The organism is Microcoleus sp. B9-D4 (genome assembly GCF_036705105.1).
Taxonomy (GTDB): domain Bacteria; phylum Cyanobacteriota; class Cyanobacteriia; order Cyanobacteriales; family Microcoleaceae; genus Microcoleus.
On the sequence record NZ_JAUBTS010000004.1, the window covers coordinates 59,287 to 83,952 of the forward strand.

Annotated in this window: 15 protein-coding genes; 10 read left to right on the forward strand and 5 right to left on the reverse strand. The window is 45.9% G+C overall.

Annotated features, from left to right (window positions below; genetic code table 11):
* Window positions 1-278 precede the first annotated feature (278 nt).
* The 6 genes from QUB24_RS03500 to QUB24_RS03525 all read left to right on the forward strand — a co-directional run bounded on the left by QUB24_RS03500 (window position 279) and on the right by QUB24_RS03525 (window position 7,725).
* Window positions 279-2,207, forward strand: coding sequence for a response regulator (locus QUB24_RS03500; protein WP_333150687.1), 1,929 nt, complete (start codon window positions 279-281; stop codon window positions 2,205-2,207).
* 148 nt (window positions 2,208-2,355) lie between these two features.
* Complete coding sequence (locus QUB24_RS03505; protein WP_333150689.1) at window positions 2,356-5,790, forward strand: PAS domain S-box protein; 3,435 nt, start codon at window positions 2,356-2,358, stop codon at window positions 5,788-5,790.
* Between the two features lie 57 nt (window positions 5,791-5,847).
* The gene (locus tag QUB24_RS03510) at window positions 5,848-6,228 is read left to right on the forward strand and encodes a response regulator (RefSeq protein ID WP_333150691.1); all 381 of its coding nucleotides are present in this window, start codon (window positions 5,848-5,850) and stop codon (window positions 6,226-6,228) included.
* 116 nt (window positions 6,229-6,344) lie between these two features.
* Complete coding sequence (locus QUB24_RS03515) at window positions 6,345-6,485, forward strand: hypothetical protein (protein ID WP_333150694.1); 141 nt, start codon at window positions 6,345-6,347, stop codon at window positions 6,483-6,485.
* A 550-nt stretch (window positions 6,486-7,035) separates the two neighbouring features.
* Complete coding sequence (locus tag QUB24_RS03520; protein WP_333150936.1) at window positions 7,036-7,416, forward strand: response regulator; 381 nt, start codon at window positions 7,036-7,038, stop codon at window positions 7,414-7,416.
* Window positions 7,417-7,548: 132 nt separating this feature from the next.
* The gene (locus QUB24_RS03525) at window positions 7,549-7,725 is read left to right on the forward strand and encodes a hypothetical protein (protein ID WP_333150696.1); all 177 of its coding nucleotides are present in this window, start codon (window positions 7,549-7,551) and stop codon (window positions 7,723-7,725) included.
* A 94-nt stretch (window positions 7,726-7,819) separates the two neighbouring features.
* Here the strand turns inward: QUB24_RS03525 and QUB24_RS03530 are convergent, their stop codons facing one another.
* The 5 genes from QUB24_RS03530 to gatB form a co-directional block, all read right to left on the reverse strand.
* Entirely contained in the window at window positions 7,820-9,052 is a 1,233-nt protein-coding gene (locus QUB24_RS03530; RefSeq protein WP_333150697.1) for a pentapeptide repeat-containing protein, read from the reverse strand.
* A gap of 107 nt (window positions 9,053-9,159) precedes the next feature.
* Window positions 9,160-9,798: a Uma2 family endonuclease gene (locus QUB24_RS03535; protein WP_333150699.1), complete on the reverse strand. Its 639-nt coding sequence runs from the start codon at window positions 9,796-9,798 to the stop codon at window positions 9,160-9,162.
* 266 nt (window positions 9,799-10,064) lie between these two features.
* The gene (locus tag QUB24_RS03540) at window positions 10,065-10,652 is read right to left on the reverse strand and encodes a Uma2 family endonuclease (RefSeq protein WP_333150701.1); all 588 of its coding nucleotides are present in this window, start codon (window positions 10,650-10,652) and stop codon (window positions 10,065-10,067) included.
* A gap of 39 nt (window positions 10,653-10,691) precedes the next feature.
* Window positions 10,692-11,858, reverse strand: a complete 1,167-nt coding sequence (locus tag QUB24_RS03545; RefSeq protein ID WP_333150705.1) for a pentapeptide repeat-containing protein — start codon at window positions 11,856-11,858, stop codon at window positions 10,692-10,694.
* 520 nt (window positions 11,859-12,378) lie between these two features.
* On the reverse strand, window positions 12,379-13,881 hold the full coding sequence (gatB, locus tag QUB24_RS03550) for an Asp-tRNA(Asn)/Glu-tRNA(Gln) amidotransferase subunit GatB (RefSeq protein ID WP_333150707.1): 1,503 nt from the start codon (window positions 13,879-13,881) through the stop codon (window positions 12,379-12,381).
* Between the two features lie 544 nt (window positions 13,882-14,425).
* Here gatB and QUB24_RS03555 point away from each other — a divergent pair.
* From QUB24_RS03555 to iscB, 4 genes are all read left to right on the forward strand, one after another.
* Window positions 14,426-17,701: a PAS domain S-box protein gene (locus QUB24_RS03555; RefSeq protein ID WP_333150709.1), complete on the forward strand. Its 3,276-nt coding sequence runs from the start codon at window positions 14,426-14,428 to the stop codon at window positions 17,699-17,701.
* Between the two features lie 407 nt (window positions 17,702-18,108).
* Entirely contained in the window at window positions 18,109-21,285 is a 3,177-nt protein-coding gene (locus tag QUB24_RS03560) for an EAL domain-containing protein (protein WP_333150711.1), read from the forward strand.
* A 103-nt stretch (window positions 21,286-21,388) separates the two neighbouring features.
* Window positions 21,389-22,978, forward strand: a complete 1,590-nt coding sequence (locus QUB24_RS03565) for a glycoside hydrolase family 57 protein (RefSeq protein ID WP_333150938.1) — start codon at window positions 21,389-21,391, stop codon at window positions 22,976-22,978.
* Between the two features lie 387 nt (window positions 22,979-23,365).
* Window positions 23,366-24,640 (forward strand): RNA-guided endonuclease IscB, encoded by a 1,275-nt coding sequence (gene iscB, locus QUB24_RS03570; RefSeq protein WP_333150713.1) that lies wholly within the window; start codon window positions 23,366-23,368, stop codon window positions 24,638-24,640.
* The last annotated feature ends 26 nt before the right edge of the window (window positions 24,641-24,666 follow it).

Here is a 24,666-nt window from a genome sequence, read left to right on the forward strand (position 1 = left end):
CCCGCCCCTACAAAGGGGGAGTAGGGGGTGGACAAGATTCTTCTCAAAGTCAACCCCTACTCCCCAACAATCAGGGGGATTTAGGGGGATCGAGATATGTGCAACTTCACATTAAATTGGTATAAACTGCGGAAGTGACAGCAATTTTTAGGTGATGGGACTGCAAAAATGGTAAGATAAAAGGAGTAGTAATAAGTAGCAGTTATTTAGTGAAAAGCCACGCTTCGGCCTGACATTAAAGCGCGTCGATCGCATGGGAATTGAACCGCACAGCCAAAATGAAGAAGTCTCCGATAAAAATTCTGCTCGTAGAGGACGATGGAGGGCTGAGTGCAACACTGGCAAATGTGTTGGAAGCAAATCATTACGGGTTCGATCGGGCAAATGATGGACAAGTGGGCCTAGATTTGGCAGCAGCAATTGAGTATGACCTGATTTTGTTAGACGTGCAGGTTCCTAAACTAGATGGAATTAGTCTATGTCGGCAATTGCGATCGCAAGGCTACCACAAACCGATCCTGTTAATGACGGCAAAGGATTCAGATGCGGAGGTGGTGGCTCTTTTCGATGCGGGAGCCGATGATTACATCAGCAAGCCTTTTGCTACGGAAGTATTACTGGCCAGGATACGAACTTTATTGCGACGCAGTAAAGCACTTTCCCCAGGAGGTTCTACTCAGAATTCAGCGGCTAATACATTGACTTGGGGAGATCTTTGTTTAGATTTAGAGTCTGGTAGAGTGACATTTTGCGAACAAATAATTTCATTGACACCGACTGAATATAATCTGCTGGAATTATTGCTGCGAAATCCCGATCGCATCTTTAGTCGCAATGCTATTTTGGATCGTCTGTGGGGATTTGATGACGCACCAACCGATCGGGCCATTATCACTCATATTAAGGATGTCAGAAAGAAACTGAAGGCAGGCGGCTTAACTGAAGAAATCATTGAAACAGTTTATGGCATGGGCTATCGACTGAAACCGTACCCCCAATCTGGGCCCTGTAACTTCAACAAGTTGGTCACAAAGAGTACCGAAAAAAATCAATCTCGCGGGATAGATAAGTCTGAGAGCGACAAAGTGTTAGAGCGGTTTCGGGGAGGCTTCAACCAACAAATTGCTGTATTGGATCAGGCAAAAACTGCTCTATTAGCAGGAAATTTAGAAACAGAATTACAGCAAGTGGCAAAACATGAAGCTCATAAATTGGCAGGCTCTCTGGGATATTTTGGTTATCCCGAAGGCTCGAAATTGGCACGCTCTGCAGAGCATTTGCTCATAAACGATCGCTCTTTGACTGCTGAGGAAATTACTCGATTCTCGGAATTGGTGACAGGATTACAGCAGGAATTTGCCAAAACACCGATTACATCAACGGCTGTACCAGTTTCTAATATTTCAATTTTTAACTATCGGGTTTTGGTAGTTGATGATGATCCTGCATTAACGGAGCGATTGAAAGTAGAATCCGAAGCTTGGGGATTTCGGATGAAAATTGCGCCGAATATTACTGCGGCCCGATCGCATCTTGCTCTGTCAATGCCCGATGTGATGTTACTAGATTTAAGTTTTGCAGAGACAGAGGAAGATGGATTGACGCTACTGCCAGAACTGACCGAGCGCTCGCCTAACCTGCCTATAATTGTCTTTACCGGACGAGATAGTCTTGCCGATCGCTTGGCTGTATCGCGCTTAGGTGCTAAGCAATTTCTCCACAAACCTGCAACCACCGAGCAAATTTTTCGAGCAATTTCCCGTGTTTTACCCAGTCCCAAAACTTCTGAAGCCAAAGTCTTAATCGTAGATGATGACCCTGTGATCCTGGTTACATTATCAGCGTTACTGACTCCTTGGGGAATTGAGGTGACAACCCTCAAAGAACCACAGCAATTTTGGGATGTGTTAATTAGCACAGAACCCGATTTAATAGTGCTGGATCTAGAAATGCCGATCGTCAGCGGCTTAGAATTGTGTCAAGTCGTCCGACAAGATATCCAATGGGAAAATTTACCGATTTTGGTGGTGACAGCCCATACCGAGCCAGAATCTCTGCAACAAGCCTTTGCAGCGGGAGCCGATGATTTTATTACCAAGCCGGTACTAGAGCCTGAATTAGTCACGCGGGTACTCAGCCGAATCAGGCGCGCTCGTCCTTTACTTAAGCCGAGAAATATAGGACTTACGCATAGCCTGAATATATAGTGTTTTGTAGGGGCTCTCCCCACGCCCGGTTGCCCCCATACCTGGGATGATTGCGTAAGTCCTCAAATACTTAAATAGAACTTACGCACGAGGGCTAAAAACCCGGTTTCTGCCTCAATCTAAAAAATGTAATTAATTAAGTAGATCAATGATAGAACATACTGATGAAAATTATGGGAAATGGCAAGAACAGCCACAGCAAATCCTTGCTAAAACAGCACTTTCTCTCTCCGAATCCCTCAAACTAGAAGATATTCTCAACACTACGGTAACGGAGCTCAGAAACATTCTGCAATGCGATCGCGTAATTATCTTCCAATTTGCTCCCGACAGGAGCCCAAAAGTGGTGGTAGAGTCAGTTGGTTCAGAATGGACACCAATCTTATCCACTCAGATACACAATCCTTGCTTGGTTGAAAGCTATATTGAACCTTTCAAACAAGGCTTATTTACCTCTAAATCAGATATTTATACTGCCGAAATTGATACTTGTCACCCGGACTTCCTGGCATATTTTCAAGTTAGAGCTAACCTGGTTATTCCTATCCTTGAGGGAGAAGAACTTTGGGGATTATTGATTGCCCATCAGTGTGCCAAACCTCGCGAATGGCAACCATCAGAAATTGAACTCATGCGACAGCTAGCAACTCAAGCTGGAATTGCCATTCAGCAAGCTGATTTATTTGAGCAAATACAAACGGAAGTGAGAGAGCGCCAACAAGCAGAAATTGCCCTACAACAACTCCATACTGAACTCGAACAACGAGTCATAGAACGGACTGCAGAACTCACTGAAGTCAAGGATAGCTGGCAACAATATATCAATCAAGTTGAAGACCTCTATAATAATGCTCCCTGTGGCTATCATTCCCTAGATGCTGCAGGAACAATAATTATGATTAATGATACGGAACTGAAGTGGTTAGGCTATACCCGCGAGGAAATTGTATACAAAAATAAATATGTCGATTTAATGACACTTGAAAGTAAAAATATTTTTCATCAAAAGTTTCCCGTATTTAAAAAAAAAGGCTGGATCGAGAATGTAGAGTTTCAGTTGGTGAATAAAAGCGGAAAACCCATTTGGATAAACTTAAATGCTACAGCAATTTATGATGAAGCAGGTAACTTCATGATGAGTCGTTCTAGCGTATTTGATATCACCGATCGCAAACGTACTGAAGAAGCATTCCGCCAATATGAACGCATCGTCTTCAATACAACAGATGGGATTGTGTTGATGGATCGCAACTATATTTATCAAATAGTCAATCAAGCTTATTTGACCTGGTGCAACAAATCGGAAAGCGAAGTTATCGGAAATTCTGTTAGAAATATCCTGGAGGCAGACGTGTTCGATAACATGATCAAACCTCGGTTAGACAAATGTTTGGAGGGCGAAACAATTCAGTATGAAAACTGGTTTGATTCTCCCAATTTAGTCAGGCAATTTTTGAGCGTTACTTATACACCTTTACGTGATGCAGGCGAAAATATTGTAGGGATAATCGTTATTCTGCGCGATCTGACTAAACTTAAACAAGCCGAACAAATGCTGGAGCTTCAGGCTGTCATTACCCGCAACATGGCGGAAGGCATTTGCTTAGTAAGAACCGAGAATGCAGTAATTGTCTATGCCAATCCTAAATTTGAGCAGATGTTTGGCTATGACTTTGGCGAACTCAACGGTCAGCACGTTTCGATTCTCAACTATGGCAATGAATCGGTTAGTCCTGAAGATGTAAATCAAGCCATTCGGTCTGCCGTTTTACAAAGGGGTGAATTTAGCTATGAAGTTCAGAATGTCAAGAAAGATGGAACTCCATTTTGGTGTAGTGCCACTTGCTCTGTATTCAATAATTCCGACTATGGCGATGTTCTGGTGGCCGTTCATCAAGATATCACAGTAGCGAAGCACCTCGAAGAAGTTCGACAAGAGGCGGAAGCAGCCTTACTACAGAAATCCCGAAAGGAACATTTGCTATGGAGGATTACTCAAGGGATTCGCCAATCTTTGGATCTGAATGCCGTTCTAAATACTGCTGTTACTGAAATCAGGCAGACATTACAAACCGATCGCACTGCCATTTACCGCTTTAATCCTGATTGGAGTGGTGATTTTGTTGTGGAGTCAGTTGGTGAGGATTGGGTACAACTGATAGGAAGCGATCTTCAAAAAAATTGTGCAGATACCTATCTGCAAGAAACTCAAGGCGGTCGATTCCGCAATCATGAAAACTTTGTCGTTAATAATCTTTACACAGATGAAATTCAAGCCTGTCATATCGAGCTAGTGGAACAATTCCAAGCAAAAAGTTATGCAGTTTTCCCGATATTTTTGAGAGAAACTCTCTGGGGTTTGTTAGCTATCTACCAAAATACTGCACCTCGTCAATGGCAATCGTGGGAAATAGAATTACTTGAACAGATTGCCAGCCAATTGTCGATCGCCATTCAGCAATCCAAACTCTACCGACAACTTCAGCTAGAACTGCAAGAACGTAAGCAAGCCGAAGCCACGATCCGAGAAGCCGAACGACGCTGGCGATCGCTCTTGGATAACGTGCAGTTGATTGTTGTCGGACTTGATCTAGGGGGAAATGTCAATTACGTTAATCCTTTTTTCTTAAAACTCACAGGATATACTAACCCAGAAATTTTCGGAAAAAATTGGTTTGAAAACTTCTTACCCCATTCTATTCAGGAATCGACTCAAGTTGTTTTTTCGGAAGTTTTAGCCCATAACTATCGTCCCTATTATCAAAATCCTATCTTGACAAAATCCGGTGAAGAACGGTTCATTGCTTGGAACAATACCATGCTTCAAGATTCAGAGGGAAACATCATTGGCACGATCAGCATTGGGGAAGATATTACCGAACGACAAAAGCTTGAACACATTAAAGATGAGTTTATTGGCATTGTCAGCCATGAACTTCGCACTCCTTTGACAGGAATTCAAATGTCATTGGGACTAATAAAAAGTGGGGTTTATGATAAAAAGCCCGAAAAATCTAGACGTATGATTGAAATTGCCCTCCTCGATACCAATCGATTAGTAAACCTGGTTAATGATATTTTAGATTTGGAGCGCCTAGACTCCGGGCGGGCAATTGTGGAGAAAACCGTTTGCAAAGCTGCCGATTTGATGCAGCAAGCAGTAGATAGCATCGAGGCGATCGCTACTCAACAGCAGATCTCCTTAATCGTTACCCCCACGGATGCAGAAGTCTGGGCAACAGGAGATGCGATCGTCCAAACCTTAACAAATTTGCTCAGTAATGCGATTAAATTCTCACCTGCCGATTCCACAATTCATCTGAGTGCCGAAAACCAGACAGACTTTGTGTTGTTCCAAGTTAGCGATCGCGGACGAGGCATTCCTGCCGATAAACTAGAACTCATTTTTGGTCGATTTCAGCAAGTTGATGCCTCCGACTCCCGTGAAAAAGGAGGCACCGGTTTAGGTTTAGCAATCTGTCACAGTATAGTTGAGCGGCATGGCGGAAAAATCTGGGCGGAAAGTATCTTAGGTGAAGGCAGCACATTTTGCTTTACCTTACCCTTACCCATGATGGAATAACCCTTAGATTAATCTGTAGCATCAATCCCAAATCCAAAATCTCCAATCCAAAATGCCATGACAAACAGACAAATTCTAGTTGTGGACGATGAAGAACACCTTCGGGAACTTGTGCAAGCCTGCTTAGAAGATTTAGGCGGATGGAAAACAGTGGCGGCAGGATCGGGAGAGGAATGTTTACAAATACTGCAAATACAACAACCCAACGCTATTTTGCTGGATATATCAATGCCGGGAATGGATGGGTTTGCCGTGTACGATATCCTCAAGTCCGATCCGATTACCCGATCGATTCCAGTGATTCTGCTGACAGCAAAAGTTTTGCCCAGCGATCGGGCTAAATTTGCCCAAATGGCGGTAGCTGGGGTAATTGCCAAACCGATCCAACCCATCACCTTGACGGAAGAAGTAGCAGAGATTTTGGGATGGAATGAATAAATTTTACCTGTTTTGTAAATTTTTGTAACAATAACAGAATCTTTACCAATTCCTTACCGTTGCTATTTAGTCTCCTGTTATTCAGCTAACAGTTCTTTGCATTAGGAGGAGACTCGATGAATGCTTTTCAGGCTTTGAATGATGTAAATCAGGATCTCGCAGATTCATTTTCCGGTTGGCCCACTGGTTGTCAGCAATCCACACTTTGGATTGCTCATACAGAGGAAACACCGATCACAGGTATAAAAATTCAATAAAAGGATGCGACACTTATCGTTAAAGTTCACATCTCTGACATTCATCTTGTCAAATTGAATCTCCAAATCACTCCAGAAACTGTTTTAATCCAAGGTCAACCTACCGAATCGGCTGGAGTAGAAAGTTATTTCTTATATCTTGCACCATTCTCAATTAGCCTTTTAGGAACAGGCTTTTCGGCCTGTTCCACAAGAAAATCTACTCTTTGTGGAACGGGCCGGAGAGCCCGTTCTTGAGAATGGTGCAAGATGTGAGTTATTTCCTTCCTAGTGGATTTCAAAGTCTCATCCCATTGCCCCACCGGGTACATCCTGAAATTTATGGGACTGAAATACACTCGGATGGTTTAACAATTCAGCTTGCTAAAGAATTGAAAGTTCCGCCATCCCAAGTTTGGATTCAACTCTCAAATATACATCTTTGAGCGATTGCTTAAAGATGTGTATTTGAGAGCCAATTGGTAACCAAAAAATTGATTTATACTCAACAAAAAAAATGAACGCTTTGCAAGTAGCTAATTATGATTGCAGTCTCCTGCCCAAAAACAAGATGATAGGGAAACAAATTCTCATTGTTGATGACCAAGAACACCTCCGCGAACTGATACAGTTGTGCCTGGAAGACCTCGCGGGATGGAATACCCTGGTGGCCGAATCAGGACAAGAATGTTTACAAATCCTGCAAACAGAACGACCTAACGTTATTTTGCTGGATATATCAATGCCGGGAATGGATGGGTTTGCTGTGTACGATCGTCTCCAATCAGATCCCATAACTCGATCGATTCCAGTGATTCTGCTGACAGCAAGAGTTATGTCAAGCGATATAGCTGAATTTGCCGAAATGGGTGTTGCTGGGGTAATTCGCAAACCATTTGAAGCCACCACCCTGCCGGGAAAAGTGGCAGAGATTTTGGGATGGAATGATTGACACTCCCCGGTATGGCAGACGCAGGATTCTTAAGACTTTACCTCTACATTCATAGAGTTGCTGCTTCAACCCAGCTTACAGCACTTGGCAACAAGAGAAAAATACACTTTCATCGATAAAAAAGAGGTTTTTATGACAAGCTGTCCTTGCTGCACGAATCAAATGCTGCGTCACCTTCGCCACAGTCAAGTATACTGGTTTTGCCGTCAGTGTTGGCAAGAAATGCCTGTTTACAGTCTTAACAACTACGGTTCATCGCCCTCTATAAATTTAGTTAGAGAGTTAAGGATTAAGAAGCAACTTTTTTAAGAGGCGATAGTTTAAAGGTTAAATTCCATCGCACAGGCATGATGCCCGTGGCACAATGGAGGCGGACGAATAAAAGGGCTCTCGCACTTACCGACTAAACCTCCTCAAAAATCGCTCCCCGCTGCTGTAGATTCACCTGCATCTCCTCATCGATTCCTGAATTATTCCCGAATCGGGCTGACTCGACATTCGCACCGCTGAAATTAGTATTTGTTAAGTTAACTTCCAACAGATTTGCGCCGCTCAAATTGGCACCGCTGAGGTTAGCTAAAGCTAGACTTGCTTTGTGCAAATCTGCACCGCTTAAATCAGCATTTCCTAAGAAAGCACCACTCAAATCTGCACCACCGAATTTGGCATTTTGCAGGTTGGCGTCGCTGAAATCGGCATCGTTTAAGGTTGCACCCCGGAAATTTGCCCGATCGAGATTTGCGCTGCTAAAATCCACTGCACTTAAAGTCGTTCCGCGCAAGCTGCTACCCGCGAAATCTAGTGCTGGGTTGAGATTCGCGATTTTTGCCAACTCCACAAAGTTGTCGGTTTCAGCGGAGATAATGCGATCGACCATTTCCTGCAATTCCGATTCAGCTTCCGGGACAATTTCCTCTTCGCGCGGTTCAACCGGAGGCAAATTGTAGGATAATAGCGCCCAACTGAGAGCAGGTTTGAGTTTATTTGCTTGCAGGTATGCAGTCAGAATTCTTTCTAAAACCGAATGTTGATTGGGCGTGATTTCGTGCGGCCACAAACCCTCAGCATCTGTGAGATAAATATCTTCTTTAGCCACTTCAAAAGCCGCCGCCAGCCGAAATTCTTTGGCAGTAATTTCTCCCAGCTTAGCACTTTTTAGCAAACCTTTTAATACTGATTTGCCCTGTTCTACTGCAAAAATCCAAGCTGGCGTTGTATCATCGCTGATTGTGGAAACGTGACAAAATATGCTCTCTATTTCCTTAGTTTTTTCAGCATTCTCCCCGCCCGGAACTCCCCGCTGGCTTTCGGTTGCTAAATTTTCTGTACTGCTTTGAATGGGCAGGGTTTCTCCTATTGGCAAAAGCTTGAAAGAACCGACTAACTGACGTGATGCTACGGGTATTTCGCAGTTTTCTAGATGGAGTTTGAGCGTTCCGCCTTGCAGACCAAATTTGACGCGACCACCTAGCAGTGGTTCCCAATGCTCGTTAAAATTCAGGCTCAAGTGAATGTCGAGCTGCTGGGTTTGGGGTGCAACCGATGGAACTGGAATGGCTTCTAATTGCATCCACAAGCAATCTGGGTATTTGTTGTGAGACTCTAGCGAGCGCATATCGGGTAGAATTGCTGGCACTACCAGCCTGTAATTGATATTTAAATTAGTTTATCATCTTTATTTTATCACAACACAGCTTTTTTTTCTGGTTAAACTTGTAAATTTTGTTTAATTTTATCCGCCCTTCATTGGTTTTGCTGAATTTGGCTTTTTACCCAATTCCGAAATGCTTTCACTAATTCCAAATAGTCCATTGTTTCTGCTTGTTCCAAAAATCTGACAATCTCTAATATCGGTAAGCTGGGAAATGCTAAACTGAGTTCGCCCTCCACGTATTCTCCATTCTCTAATCTGTTGATTCTGAGTCGCGAGCCATTATAAATCCAAACTTCCGGCACTCCCAGATCCGCATAAACCTGCAAGCTATTTTCCGAACGGCTGGTAATATCAATTTCCACCACTAAATCCGGCGGCGGATCTTGAGTCATGTCGATTCTTTTTTTGCCTTTAACTGCACTCAGATTCTGAATGTAAAAACATTTATCTGGTTCTTTACCGCTAAGTTCAGGACGTTTAAATGTGGTAGAACCAAGAGGTTCAATTTTCACATCTAATTCTTCAGCTAAGGTTTCCACAAATCGACCCAATACTTCTTTGAAGCGTTCGTGTTCTGGAGAAGGTACCATAATTTCAAGATTGCCGCGATTATATGTCAGTCGAATTTGCCGATCGCCGATTTCGGCAAGCAAATTTTCGTAGGTTTGCCAACTGATACCCGATAGCTGGACGCTTTGTTCTGGCCGAGCGAGAGTTTGAGCAGTCATCTTATTTTAGATTTTAGATTTTAGATTTTTCCCGCGAATAAATCCGGGGTCAGAAACCAAATTGTTTTGGATGATAGCGATTAAAAGGGCGGGTTTTTGAGATTGTCAATTATTGGCAGATATTTTTCGTGAACCCGCCCCTACCGTATTAGGGGTAATCGACCGGACATAATATCATTTCTTTGCACTTTTACATTATATCATCGAAAAAAGCTCGATCGCTCTTTAATTATTGAGTTAAAATATGTGCTATCGAGCCAGAATGTTTAGTCACCCCTCTGCGCCGGAAATACCGAAGACAAATCCAGAGACAAATCGGGAAAACCCGGAATTACCACCGTCTGATTTGGCAAAAAAACTCGTTGCAATTGATAACTATAACTACCGTTTTGTTTCCGATAAGGTTCGCTGTGCATTTCCAGTTGAATATCTACCAAATTAAATATCCAATAATTAGAAATCCCCGTCTCAGCATAAAGAGACAACTTGGTTGTGCGATCGTACTTCAACGTAGAATCCGAAACCTCAATTACCAACAAAATCTCAGCAGGCTGCGGGTGAGAAGAGAAATAACGATCAGCTCGATTGCGGGCAATCACAACATCAGGCTCTGGTTCGCTATCATCAGACAAAATAATTGGCTCTTGTGCGCGCACAAGAGCGCGTCTTGCCAGTAAAATGATTAACTCCTGAACTAAAAGACTGTTACAAAAAGAGTGCAGCCTACCTTTAGCAGCCATGATAATAATTTCTCCGCGAATCAATTCAACTCGGTCATCGGGGGCGAAAAATCCCAGTTCTCCCAAACGGTGATATTCGGCGATCGAGAATCGTTTTGCAGTTACGGCAGTCATAGCTTTTGTTACCCTCTACAATTACCAACATTTCCCATTCTACTCAAAAATCCCGCCCCGTGCCCTCAATTCAACCTTCAGGGCTTCCGAAATTCCCAGACAACCCGAAAAGTTCGCATTTTTAACCACCGTATTTTTCAAATCAGCGCGGCTCAAATCAGCACCGTTTAAATTCGCACTACTCAAATTAACACCGCTTAAATCAGCATTCTTGAAATCAGTATTTGTCAAATTTGCATTTACTAAAATCGCATTCGGTAAATAAGCACTGCTCAAATTGGCGCCGGTTAAATTTGCACCGCTCAAATTCGCCCTAGGCAGCTTTGTCCGTAAATCAGCACCGCTCAAATTGGCGCTGCTGAGTTCAGCATCCCGCAAATTAGCATTACACAAATTAGCATCAATTAAAATAGCAGCGCTCAGCAAAGCACCGCTGAGATCGGCCAAAGTCAAATCTGCTCCCCGGAGGTTGGTTTCGCGCAAATCTGCACCGTTAAAATCAGCGTAGTGCAAGTCAAAACCGCTTAAATTAGCCCCAGCAAAATCCTCAATCGGATTCAAACCAACTGTTTCTACAAGTTGTACAAAACTCTTATTTTTATCAGTTAAAAACAGTTGCCGGACGATCGCCAATTGCTGCTGTCGGTACTGGTTAGCCTTCTCGTAATCTGCTAAATACTTGTAAGCAAGCTTCAAATTCTTGAGAGCATTGCGCTCAATGCGATCGTCCTTGCTGGCGCGCGCGATCGACAACTGCTGGTGATAACATTCGATCGCACCAGGCAAATCTCCATTAGCATCGTAAGCTAGCGCCAAATTGCCCAAAGTTTCCAACTCAGAACGCCCGTCGCCAGTGTCCCGCGCGATCGCCAAACGCTGTTGCTGGTAATCAATAGCACCAGAAAAATCCTCAAGAGCACAACAAGCATTGCCCAGATTTCCCAAAGCATTTGCCTCGCCCCGGCGATCGCCAATTTCCTGCGCTAACACCAAATGCTGCTGGTAGCAGTCGATCGCCTGAGCATAATTTCCCAGCGCTTCGTAAGCTACGCCCATATTACCCAGCGCCGCACCCGATCGGCGCTTATCGTCCATTGAGCGATACAGCGCCAGCGCTTCCTGCCAAGAATCCAGCGCCGCCTCAAATTGACGCGCCTGATATTGCGAAATCCCCTGCTTGATTAGCTCGCTAGCTTGTTCGCTCATAATGTCAAAATTAGTTAATAACTAAAGTTGATATTAATCGACTCAAAGCGGTAATTGCTAATCGGTAATCAGTAATCGGGAATCGGTATGGCCAATCCCCCTCTCCCCATCCGTATTTTCACGTCCGTGGAAAAAAAAAGACAAAAAAAGAGAGAGCTACCTAAGTAACTCCCTCTGCCATCAGGGTGCATCTACATAACACAACATAACACAACCGGGATGAGGGGTGTTACCCCCAAACGTGAAGATGTTGTAAAGAAATGTAGATTAATTATAAAGTTACGATCCCGCGAGAAGGGCGAGCTCAGGAAAAACCGATCGCCCGCCGCTGTATCCGCTACACGATCCCCTTAACCAGGGCGGTTTCATTCTCAGTAGGGGCCGTGCCAAGAGTGCCGGCCCTCTTGGTCTGATCTGCCGATCGAATCCTCTAGGTCGGGGGTAGGCACTCTTGGCACTACAAGAGTCAAAATTCATGTTTTTGGTGAGAATTAAACAGCCCTGCCCCTTAAGGACTTGCTTAACCTGGGGCGTTAAGCTTCGCCGCCAGCAGCTCATTGGTCAGTTTGGGATCAGCCCGGCCGCCCGTTTCCTTCATCACCTTGCCGACAAAAAAGCCCAGCAGCTTAGTTTTACCAGCTCGGTACTGTTCGAGCTCCTTGGGATTGGCGGCTAACACGGCATCGATCGCTTGGTCGATCGCCCCCGTATCCGAAATTTGAATCAAACCCTTGCTCTCTACGAACTTCTGAGGCGAACCACCGTTGGCCAGCAACTCCGGCAAAATATCCTTAGCGATTTTGCCACTGATCGTACCGGCATCAATTAGCGCCAGCAGTTCGGCTAAATCCTGCGGTTGGAAAGGAATTTCTGTGATCGCCAGCTTTTCATTTTTCAGATAAGCAGTAATATCGCCCATCACCCAATTCGCTGCTTGTTTAGCCACAGCGCCGGCGGCGATCGATTTTTCAAAATACTCCGCCACCGCTTTGTCGTCAGTCAGCACCCGCGCGTCGTAGGGAGAAAGACCGAGCTCAGTTTCGTAGCGATGGCGCTTCATGGCCGGCAATTCCGGCAGTTGAGCTTGCCAATCCTGCAATTGCTCTGCCGAAACTTTGATCGGAGGTAAATCCGGTTCCGGGAAATACCGATAATCGCTTGCACCTTCCTTAATCCGCATACTGAAAGTACACTGCTTGTTTTCATCCCAAAGCCGCGTTTCTTGGACGATGGTTTCGCCATTTTCCACAGCTTGAATTTGTCGCTCGATCTCGTAATCGATCGCCCGTTCGATCGCATTAAAAGAGTTCATATTTTTAATTTCCACCTTCGTGCCGAACTCTTTTTGGCCAACCGGGCGCACGGAAATATTCACGTCGCACCGGAGCGAACCTTCCTGCATATTCCCGTCGCCAACACCGATGTAGCGCACGATCCGGCGCAATTCTTGACCGTATTCGGCAGCTTCCGCGCCCGATCGCAAATCCGGTTCCGAAACAATTTCGATTAGAGGCACACCGGCGCGGTTGTAATCCACCATTGAATAAGTTGAACCGCTCAACCGATCGCTGCCGCCGTGAACCAATTTTCCGGCATCTTCCTCCATGTGCAAGCGAGTGATCCCGATTTTTTTTCTAGTAGAATTTCCCGTCTCATCCACGAGTTCAATTTCTAGCCAACCGTTAGTAGCGATCGGCAAATCGAACTGAGAAATTTGATAATTTTTCGGCAAATCGGGATAGAAATATTGCTTGCGGTCAAACTTACTGTAAGGTGCGATGGAGCAGTTGAGAGCCAGCCCTGCTTTCACCGCATACTCCAGCACTTTTTGATTTAATACTGGCAATACTCCCGGCATTCCCATACAAATTGGGTCAATGTTAGTATTTGGGGCATTGCCAAATTCGGTAGAAGAACTGGAGAAAATTTTAGTATTCGTACTCAATTGACAATGAGTTTCTAGACCGATAATGGCTTCGTACTGAGTTTGGTTTTTTATCGAAGAGGGTGCAGCAGCAGTCATAAGCAATTTAAAAGACTGAATAACTTTAGATTTTATTTTAGCTTTTTATTGACCAAAGTGATTGGAGAGTATTTGTAGGTAGGGGCGGTTTCATTTGTGCCAACAAGCCCCTCACACCCGCATTCGGGCTGGTTTAAACCCCTGCCGGAATCGGGAAAAGCGCCTTTCGTTTAGTAGAGACAGCGTTCGGCACACACAATGCCCTGCTACAGAGTTGCGATGCGATCGACGCCCCGATCCACGCCGATCTCCTTTGGATCGCCCCCAAACAACAACTCTGTGCAAAAATATACTTAGCGCCTGCTCCTGCCCGCACCCTTCCCTTACCCAGGAGAGTTTTAGATCGATCCACCACAATTGCCGATCGATCTGCACCCCAAATCCTTTGACTGGCTGTATTTAATAACGCCCGCCGCCTCCAACGATCTGCTCCACGCACAGACTAAAAATTAAAAATGTATAATTTAACAGGAAATTACATATTTTTAATTTTTAAGCTTTAATTTTGAATTCTAAAAGTAACACTTGCCTAAGTGTCAAAACTATGCGTGAAATTCCAGTTAAAAGTGCCACACTGTTTCAGAACAGCATCACTGAGCTAGAAGAGGCGGAATCAGCCCTCGAACTCGCTTGGAACGAACTCGAAAAACAAACAGCAGAAACCATTGCTGACATTGCCAACGCCGGCTCAGCAAATACACAGGAACTTAGCGATCGCTTGGCCAGGGCGAAGCAACTCCGGCAGCAACTTCAAACTCAAATAAAAAAAGCCAACTCGCGGCGGGAATTTCACCTAGAAAACTCACCAATGGCAGTTGTAGAGTGGGACAGCGAATTTCGGGTAATGCGGTGGTCGCCAATGGCCGAACAAATATTTGGCTGGAGTGCAGCAGAAGTAATGGGCAAATACTGGCACGAATGGTCAATAGTTTATCAAGAAGACTTCGAGGAAGTCTGCGCCGTCACAAATCAACTGTTAGAAAGCAGAGAAACCCGCAACGTTTGCCGCAACCGCAACTATACCAAAGATGGCGCAGTAATTTACTGCGAATGGTACAATTCTGCACTAATCGATGAATCGGGAAGAGTAGTTTCAATTCTCTCTTTTGCCAGAGACATAACCGATTTCCACCGCGCTCAAGAAGAACTGCATCGGCGCGAACAAGCTTTCAGCGCCATCGCCGAAAATGCGACCGATATTATCGCCCGGTTCGATCGCAAACTACGCATCCTTTACATCAACCACGCAGTAGAATCAGCAACCGGAAAAGCCCCCGCAAAATTGATTGGCAAAACCAACCAAGAATCAGGAATGCCGCCGCACTTGTGCGACCTGTGGGATGAGGCTTTTATGAAAGTTTTGGGTATCGGCAAACAAGAAACCATAGAATTTGAGTTTCTCACTCCCGATGGCATAAAACATTACCACTGTCGAGTCATTCCCGAATTTGCTGAAGACAATTCAGTAGAAACAGTTTTATCCATCTCCCGCGACATTACAGAACTCAAACAAGTCGAATCCCAGTTGCGGCAAAGCGAATCCAAATTTAAAGCCATAGTTGATTCTAACATGATCGGCCTAATTTTTTGGGATCTTAACGGCAGCATTACAGATGCCAACGCCGCTTTTTTAAACACGGTAAATTATACGCGGGACGAGCTGCTTGCCGGAAGAGTTAACTGGCAAGAAATGACACCACCAGAATACGTGCGTTTAGACACAGAAAAAGTTGCCGAACTGAAGGCTAGAAATACGGTTGTTCCCTTTGAAAAAGAATTTATATGCTCCGATGGTAGCCGCGTTCCTGTGCTGCTGGGTAGCACATTTTTAGAAGGAACAAAGCAGTTAGGCGTCAGTTTTGTGCTGGACTTGAGCGAGCGCAAGCAGGCAGAATTGGAACTGCAAAAACATCAGCAACTTTTAGAGAGTATTGTTACAACTATACCTAACTTTCTCTACATTTACGATGCAGTTGAAAACACAAATATTTATGCAAATGAATCGGTCACAGCCATACTGGGATACACTCCCCAAGAATTGCAAGATTTGGGTAAAGACGCTGTAGCCAACTTAGTTCATCCCGATGATCTGTTAAAGCTAATTACAGATATGGAGCGACTAAAACACAGCAGAAATCCCGATGAAACGGATGACAGAGACTACAGAATCAAACACAAAAATGGGGAATGGCGCTGGGTGCACGATCGCTCCAAACTTTTCAAAAGAACCGCTGACGGACAAATTTTACAATTTATCGGTTCCGTACTCGACATCAGCGATCGCAAACAAGCCGAAGAATCATTAAAACAGCAAAAAGAACTGCTGCAAACTATCTTCGACAACGTGCCGATTATGCTCGCCTTCTTAGACAAAAACAGTCAAATAAACTGGGTAAACAGCCACTGGGAAGAAGTGCTAGGCTGGAGTTTGGCAGAAATCAAAAACCGGGATATCTGGGCAGAATTTTATCCGCAGCCAGAATACCGTCAATATGTTTGGGATGGAATCAAAGCAGCAAATCAGAACTGGAGCGACTTCAAAACAAAAGTTAGAGACGGGCGCATTATCGACACTTCTTGGGCAAATGTTCGTCTTTCCGATGGCAGGTGTATCAGCATTGGTCAAGATATTACCGAACGCAAACGAGTAGAAGCTGAACTTAAAGAACTCAACGAAACTTTAGAAGCTCAAGTCGCGCAGCGTACCGCAGAATTAGAAACTTTTTTTGATGCTTTGCCCGATCACATTTTTGTGGTAGATAGCGAGAATATGCGCCTGTCTTTTGTTAACCAATCGGTGGTCATAACTGCTGGATTAAATAGCAGAAAAGAGATGGAGGGCAAGACGGTTGTTGAATGTTTTTCTCCCGAAATTGCTGCAAAATTTTGTAGAGAAAATCTGGAGGTATTTGAAACAGGTAAAACTATGCACTTGCAGGATAAATTTGTGATTGCTGGCGAGACTATTTACTACGATACTTTTAAAATTCCCCTCAGAAATCTCGACGGCGAGGTTTATGCTTTAATTGGCACTTCTCGCGATATCACTGAGTTGGTAGAGACAAAACAAGCTTTGTCAGAACGCACAGAGCAATTAGAAGCTGCCAATCAAGAATTAGAATCTTTTTCTTACTCAGTTTCCCACGACTTGCGCGCACCTTTGCGACACATTTCAGGTTTTGTAGAAGCGTTGAAACAGCGGCTAGAATTAACTGAGGCTTTGAGCGATCCCAAAATAGTTCACTATATGGAAGTAATTGAAGACAGCAGCCAAAAAATGAGCCTGTTGATTGACGGTTTGCTCGCCCTGTCGCGGGTGACTCGCAGCGAGTTGAGGCAAATTCCGATCGATCTGAGCCGTTTGGTACAAAATGCGATTAAATTGACTAGACCACCAACTGTCGCAGATCCGGCCCAAACTCCCCACAGCGTTGAATTTGCCGTCGGAGATTTGCCGACAGTAATGGGAGATCCAACCTTGCTGCAACAGGTGTTCAGCAACTTGATTAGCAACGCCGTCAAGTTCAGCCGCGGACGCACTCCGGCTACAATAGTTATTGAGGGTTTACCTGATGGGACGATTTTTGTCAAGGATAACGGCGTGGGTTTTCCGATGGAATATGCCGATCGCCTGTTTGGAGCCTTTCAGAGGCTGCACTCCCAGAGAGAATTTGAAGGTACGGGCATCGGTTTGGCGATCGTCCAGCGGATTATTCACCGCCACGGCGGCACGCTTTGGGCCGAAAGCCTACCTAGTCAAGGAGCCACGTTTTACTTTAAACTAGGGCAAACAATCTCAAACGGTAATATAGATTCATAAGTTAAGTGTATAAGAGTTTTAAATTCTGAATTTAAAACTCTTATACACTTAAATAAGTCACAATCGGTGAGAGCATCCGAATTTTGGTGTTACCGGAGTATTCACTGTCAGGGATGGAAGCGAAAAATCTAGGCTGGGCTGTGCAAGATGCTCGTACTCCTAAAAAACGCTCTTTTAAAAATTGGGATAATCCCCAATCGGTTCTGCCAGCCCTCGACTGCCGATGCTAAATAAAGGTCTTGCGAGTAGAGTATATAATTGATTTGGCTAAAAATAACTAAAAATATAGAGATAAAATTAACAACCAAACTTAGTCTAAAAAATTACTATCACAAACACGAATAACCAATTAAAAAGATCCCCAATACCTTATGTTAGATATAAATCAGACCAACTATCTACTAAAAATGGTAGCGGAATCAACATTAAAATTGTTGATTATCGAAGACATGGCAGAAGATATGGAATTAATAGTGCTCGCCTTAGAAGCGGGGGGGGTAAATTTTAAGTGCGACACGGCAGAAACAGCAACAGAGTGCAGAAAACTGCTTGAGAATTGCCAGTACGATGCTGTACTCTCAGATTACCGCCTCCCCGGCTTCAACGGTTTAGAAGTATTGAAATTAATGCAGGAATTAGGGCAAGACATACCCTTAATTTTAGTAACGGGAAGTTTGGGAGAAGAAGCTGCCGTTGAGTGCATAAAAGCCGGAATGACCGATTATGTATTAAAAGGGCGGCTGTTTAGGTTGCCAACAGTCTTAGAACGATCGCTCCAAGAATACAAAATGCGGCGCCAGCAACAAGAAGCGATCGCCCAAATTCAGCGGCAAGCGACTCGTGAAGCGATCGTCAACCGCATCGTTCAAGCCATGCGCTTCACCCTTGTACTCGACGAAGTGCTGCAAACCACCGCAGATCAACTGCACGAAGCTCTCGAAATCAGCGGCTGCGCGATATTGCAGCCAGATGCTGAGGGCAGGATCGGGATTCGCTACATGAGCTTAAAGGCAGCCGACAGAGAACGGGCGATCGGTCTAAATTGCGACTTTGCCCAACACTATCGCTTCTCCCTCGCCCGCGGAGAAACGATCGCCCTCGCCGAGTTATCGACTCTGGGCCCGGAACTGCAAGCATCAGCGGAATTTTTAGGGTTTCACTCGATCGCGATCGCACCGCTGCTCTACCAGCAATCATTTTTGGGAGGAATTTGCCTCTACCAGTGCGATCGAGCCCGCTCTTGGACTACAGAAGAACTATCGCTAGTCAAAGCCATATCCGATCAGTGCGCGATCGCGATCCACCAAGCCGAACTCTACCAACAAGCCCAAACCGAACTTGCAGAACGCAAGCGCGCCGAAGCAGCAGTCTGCGGCATCCAGCAGCAGCTAGCCACAATGGCAGCCAACATTCCCGGCTCAGTGTACCGCACCGTGCTGCATCCAGATGGCACAATCTCCCTGCCCTACATCAGTCCGGGCGTGCGCGAAGTTACTGGGATCGGCGCCGAAGAAGTGATTTCGCACCCGGAACTGTTGACCGAAATCATCCATCCAGAGGACAAAAGCTCGTGCGACAGCCGCGTAGCAGCATCGAGAGCGAGTCTTTTGCCGTGCGATCGCCAGTACCGCATCGTTCTGAGATCTGGGGAGGTCAAGTGGGTGCAAGACAGCGCTAAATTTTCCAAAAACGAAAACGGCGACGTAATTATAGACGGAGTAGCCCTCGACATCAGCGATCGCAAACAAGCAGAATCAGCCCTGCGCCAAAGCGAACAGCGATTTCGCTCGCTGATTGAAAACGCCACAGACATCACGATCATACTCGACGCCGAAGGAATCTTCCGCTACATCAGCCCTTCCGTCAAGCGAATTTTAGGGTACGCGCCCCACCAGGCGATCGGCCGCAGCGCCTTAGAAATAGTTCACCCCGACGACAGCGCCACGATCGCCGAAACCCTCCACAAAGCCATTGAAAACCCCAAAAGAAGCCAGTGCCCAGTTGAGTACCGAGTCCGCCACCGCAACGGTTCCTGGTGTTATGTAGAAGCTGTAGCCACCAACTTGCTGTATGATCCGGCAGTCAATGGAATCGTGATTAACTGTCACGACATCACTCAGCGCAAACTCGCCGAAGAACAACTGCTGCACGATGCTTTTCACGACGCCCTCACCGGATTGCCCAACCGATCGCTATTTACCGATCGGCTCGAACACGCTCTGAGGCTGGCAAAACGGCGCAAAGACTACTTGTTTGCCGTGCTGTTTCTCGATTTAGATAGATTTAAAGTAGTCAACGATTCCCTCGGCCACGCCATCGGGGATCAACTGCTAGTATCGATCGCGCGGCGTCTGGAAGCTTGTCTGAGGCCCGGAGATACAGTGGCCCGCATCGGAGGAGACGAGTTTGTGCTGTTGCTAGAAGACATCGAGGGCATCAATGAAGCTACCACCATTGTCAACCGCCTGCAAAAGAAAATCACCTCCCCTCTCCTTCTAGACGGACACGAAGTATTTATCACCGCCAGCATCGGCATAGCTTTGAGTTCTGGCGAATACCTGGAACCGACAACCCTGCTGCGCGATGCCGACACAGCAATGTACCGCGCCAAAGAACTCGGCAGAGCCCGACACGAAGTTTTCAACAGTTCCATGCACGCCCACGCTTTGCGGCTGTTGCAGCTAGAAAACGACCTGCGGCGGGCGATCGAATCAATTAGAGAGCCTGCCACAGAAGAAGACTTTCCCCCATTCCCCGAATCAGCCTTACCTCCCTTATCCGCAGCGCCCCAGTTTATTATTCACTACCAGCCGATCGTGTCGATCGCCAATAACACAATTACCAGTTTTGAGGCCCTAGTGCGCTGGCAGCATCCAGAACGGGGCTTAGTTTCCCCCGGTGAATTCATCACCATCGCCGAAGAAACCGGCTTGATCGTACCCCTCGGCCGCTGGGTACTTCGCACAGCTTGCCACCAAATCCGCCAGTGGCAGCAGCTATTTCCCAGCAATCCCCCCTTAAGCGTTAGCGTCAACATTTCTGTCAAACAGTTTTCTCAGCCAGATTTAATCGAATACATCGACCAAGTTCTCGCAGAAACTCACCTCGACGGCAGCAGTTTAAAACTAGAAATTACCGAAAGCGTACTCATAGAAAATTCCGAATCAGTAACAGCAATGCTGGTGCAGCTCAGAACCCGAAACATAGACTTGTGCATTGACGACTTCGGCACCGGCTATTCCTCGCTCTCCTACCTGCACCGCTTCCCCACCAATACCTTAAAAATAGACCGCTCTTTTGTTAGCAGGATGGGAGGTGAGTTCGATTTCAGTAAAGGAGGGATTGACCCGACAGAAATTGTGCGGTCGATAGTTACTTTGTCCCACAATTTAGGCATGGATGTAGTAGCCGAAGGAGTCGAAGAAGCCTCGCAACTATCTATACTAAAAGGGTTAAAATGTGAGTACGCCCAGGGATTCTTTTTCTCAAAGGCAGTAGACTCTCAAACAGCAGCAGCCCTAATCCGACAGCAAGCAGAAAATCAGAAATTGCTGACATTTAGTTTGTTAGAGAAAGGCCATTAAAAAAACACGGCATTTTGTGAGTCCCGTTTCAGCATAAAATCTTAAAATATTTTAAAGCTGTCCCTAAATGGCGTCAGTTAATAACTACGGCATCCAAATCACTATGACTATTGGCTACCTCGCCCTCGTTCTCCACGCCCACTTGCCTTTTGTCCGCCACCCGGAAAGCGACTACGTTTTAGAAGAAGAATGGCTGTTTGAGGCGATCGCGGAAACCTACATTCCCCTGCTGCAAGTCTTTGAAGGGCTCAAGCGCGACGGCATCGACTTTAAAATTACCATGAGCATGACGCCGCCCTTGGTGGCAATGCTGCGCGACCCCTTGCTGCAAGACCGCTTCGACGACCACTTGGCCAAACTCGAAGAATTAGCCGATCTCGAAATCGAACACAACAGCGGAAACGGCCACCTCCGCTATTTGGCAGAACATTACGCCGCCCATTTCTCTCAAGTCCGCAACTTTTGGGAAAAGTACGATCGAGATTTAGTCAAAGCCTTCAAAGAACACCAAGATACCAACAACCTCGAAATCATCACCTGCGGTGCCACCCACGGCTACCTACCGCTGATGAAAATGTACCCCGAAGCCGTTTGGGCACAAATTCAAGTAGCTTGCGACAACTACGAAGCAAACTTCGGCCGCCGACCAAAAGGCATTTGGCTGCCCGAATGCGCCTACTATGAAGGCTTAGAGCGGATGTTAGCCGACGCAGGCCTCCGCTACTTTCTCACAGACGGTCACGGCATCCTCTACGCCCGCCCGCGTCCCCGCTACGGCAGCTACGCCCCAATTTTCACCGAATGCGGAGTCGCAGCCTTCGGCCGGGATCACGAATCCTCGCAGCAGGTTTGGTCTTCCGAAGTCGGCTATCCCGGCGCCGCCGAATACCGCGAATTCTACAAAGATTTGGGCTGGGAAGCTGACTACGATTACATTAAGCCCTACATCATGCCCAACGGCCAGCGGAAAAATACCGGGATTAAATATCACAAAATCACCGGTCGCGGATTGGGTTTAGGCGATAAACAGTTGTACGATCCGTACTGGGCAAGGGAAAAAGCAGCGGAACACGCCAGCAACTTTGCTTTTAACCGGGAACGCCAAGTCGAACACCTCAACGGCATTATGCAGCGTCCGCCGATTATTGTTTCGCCTTACGACGCCGAACTTTTCGGTCACTGGTGGTACGAAGGGCCTTGGTTCTTAGATTACCTGTTCCGCAAGAGTTGGTACGACCAAAATACCTACGAGATGACGCACTTAGCCGATTATTTGCGGGGAAATCGGACTCAGCAAGTGTGCCGCCCGTCTCAGTCTAGCTGGGGTTTCCGGGGTTTCCACGAATATTGGCTCAACGATACCAATGCTTGGATTTACCCGCACTTGCACAAAGCTGCGGAACGGATGATTGAGTTGGGAAGCATGGAACCTGCGGATGAGTTGCAGTGGCGCGCTTTGAACCAAGCCGCGCGGGAAGTGCTGCTAGCTCAATCTTCTGACTGGGCGTTTATCATGCGTACAGGAACGATGGTGCCCTATGCAGTGCGCCGGACTCGATCGCACTTAATGCGCTTTCACAAGCTGTACGATGAAGTGAAAGAAGGGAAAGTTGATTCGGGTTGGTTGGAGAAGGTTGAGGAGATTGATAATATTTTCCCTGAAATTAACTATCGCGTTTATCGATCGCTTTAAGTCTCGTTTCCCCTCCCATCCTGTCCCCCCACCCCTGCTTAAGGGAGGGACAGGATGTTAATTAAAATTATAGGTGATGGGGCGATCGCCATGAGTGGAATGAGAGGGGCAATCTTTGGTTGAGAGTGTCAGGAACCCCATAGCTAAAGCTAGGGGCTTATAGACTGTCCGGCTCTTCGAGCGGGATGGAACAAGCCAAACCTGACCAGGCTAAGTCCTTTGAGGACTCCGTTTTGTGAGTCATGACACCAACGAATGCGTAGCCAGTTCGTTGCCCTGTCGCTAAAAGTTAAACAGTTCTAACGGGTTAAGACAGTGCTTTTAGCCGAACAAGCTCATTAAACATTGCCGAGGCTAACATTACACGCAAGTAGAAGAGACGCAAAAATGTCTAATTTTATTTTTGTTAGAGACACTAAAGGGCGACCGCTATCACCCTGTCAACCAGGAGTAGGGCGCTCATTACTTAACGCAGGTAAAGCATCTGTTTTCAGGCGATTTCCCTTTACGATAATTTTGAACAAAGAGGTTGACGCAAGTCCTAAGCCGTTAGAACTCAAACTCGATCCAGGTTCTAAAACTACTGGTATTGCCCTCAAGCAGAGCGACAAGATAATCTTTGGAGCCGAACTACAACATCGAGGACAACAAATTAAAGAAGCATTGCTGTCTCGTCGCCAACTCAGGCGAGGAAGACGCAATCGCAAAACTCGGTATCGTCAGGCGCGATTCCTCAATCGCACCCGTCCTGATGGTTGGCTAGCTCCATCCTTACAGCATCGGGTCGAAACAACACTCACATGGGTTCGCAAGTTGATTCGATTTGCACCCATTGCCAGCATTGTTCAAGAGCTAGTGCGATTCGATTTGCAACTAATGCAAAACCCTGAAATCTCAGGTGTTATGTATCCGCAAGGAGAATTGCACGGTTACGAAGTCCGCGAGTATCTCTTGGCAAAATGGAATCGGCAGTGCGCTTATTGCTCGGTTGACAATGTACCGTTTGAGATTGAACACATTCAAGCTAAGTCAAGAGGTGGTTCTGACAGAGTTTCCAATTTGACGCTTGCTTGTCACGATTGCAATCAAAAGAAAGGTAATCAGGATGTTCGGGCATTTCTAGCGACTAAACCCGACGTGCTAAACCGCATCCTCAAACAGGCAAAACTACCACTCAAAGATGCAGCAGCAGTCAACTCAACCCGATGGGCGTTGTTCAATGCACTTAAAGAGACGGGATTACCTGTCACTACTGGTACGGGCGGGCAAACTAAGTTCAATCGCAATCGATTAGGGTTGCCCAAATCGCACTGGCTTGATGCTGCGTGTGTAGCTAACTTTGACACACTCGAAGTCTTAACCTCAAAGCCGTTACTGATTACAGCAAAAGGGCATGGGACACGACAGATGTGCGGTACAAATAGCTATGGCTTTCCTACTCGGCACAAATCCAGAGTGCAAATCCACAAAGGGTTTCAGACTGGCGATATTGTCAGTGCAACCGTTACCGCAGGGAAGAAAATCGGCTGCTATGTAGGGCGGGTTCTCTGCCGTGCTTCAGGTAGTTTTGATATCGCAACCAAGTCTGAAAGAGTGGCAGGTATTGGTTATAAATATTGCAGTCCAATTCACAAAAAAGATGGCTATAGCTACGCATTTTGAAGAAAGTAACTTCAAGGCGACTGAAG

Coding starts and splice junctions, on each gene's coding strand:
- QUB24_RS03515 (WP_333150694.1), top strand. CDS start 6,345: ATGAATGCTTTTCAGGCTTTGAATGATGTAAATCAGGATCTCGCAGAT.
- iscB (WP_333150713.1), top strand. CDS start 23,366: ATGTCTAATTTTATTTTTGTTAGAGACACTAAAGGGCGACCGCTATCA.
- QUB24_RS03545 (WP_333150705.1), bottom strand. CDS start 11,858: ATGAGCGAACAAGCTAGCGAGCTAATCAAGCAGGGGATTTCGCAATAT.
- QUB24_RS03540 (WP_333150701.1), bottom strand. CDS start 10,652: ATGACTGCCGTAACTGCAAAACGATTCTCGATCGCCGAATATCACCGT.
- QUB24_RS03560 (WP_333150711.1), top strand. CDS start 18,109: ATGGTAGCGGAATCAACATTAAAATTGTTGATTATCGAAGACATGGCA.
- QUB24_RS03565 (WP_333150938.1), top strand. CDS start 21,389: ATGACTATTGGCTACCTCGCCCTCGTTCTCCACGCCCACTTGCCTTTT.
- QUB24_RS03500 (WP_333150687.1), top strand. CDS start 279: ATGAAGAAGTCTCCGATAAAAATTCTGCTCGTAGAGGACGATGGAGGG.
- QUB24_RS03535 (WP_333150699.1), bottom strand. CDS start 9,798: ATGACTGCTCAAACTCTCGCTCGGCCAGAACAAAGCGTCCAGCTATCG.
- gatB (WP_333150707.1), bottom strand. CDS start 13,881: ATGACTGCTGCTGCACCCTCTTCGATAAAAAACCAAACTCAGTACGAA.
- QUB24_RS03525 (WP_333150696.1), top strand. CDS start 7,549: ATGACAAGCTGTCCTTGCTGCACGAATCAAATGCTGCGTCACCTTCGC.
- QUB24_RS03555 (WP_333150709.1), top strand. CDS start 14,426: ATGCGTGAAATTCCAGTTAAAAGTGCCACACTGTTTCAGAACAGCATC.
- QUB24_RS03505 (WP_333150689.1), top strand. CDS start 2,356: ATGATAGAACATACTGATGAAAATTATGGGAAATGGCAAGAACAGCCA.
- QUB24_RS03510 (WP_333150691.1), top strand. CDS start 5,848: ATGACAAACAGACAAATTCTAGTTGTGGACGATGAAGAACACCTTCGG.
- QUB24_RS03520 (WP_333150936.1), top strand. CDS start 7,036: ATGATAGGGAAACAAATTCTCATTGTTGATGACCAAGAACACCTCCGC.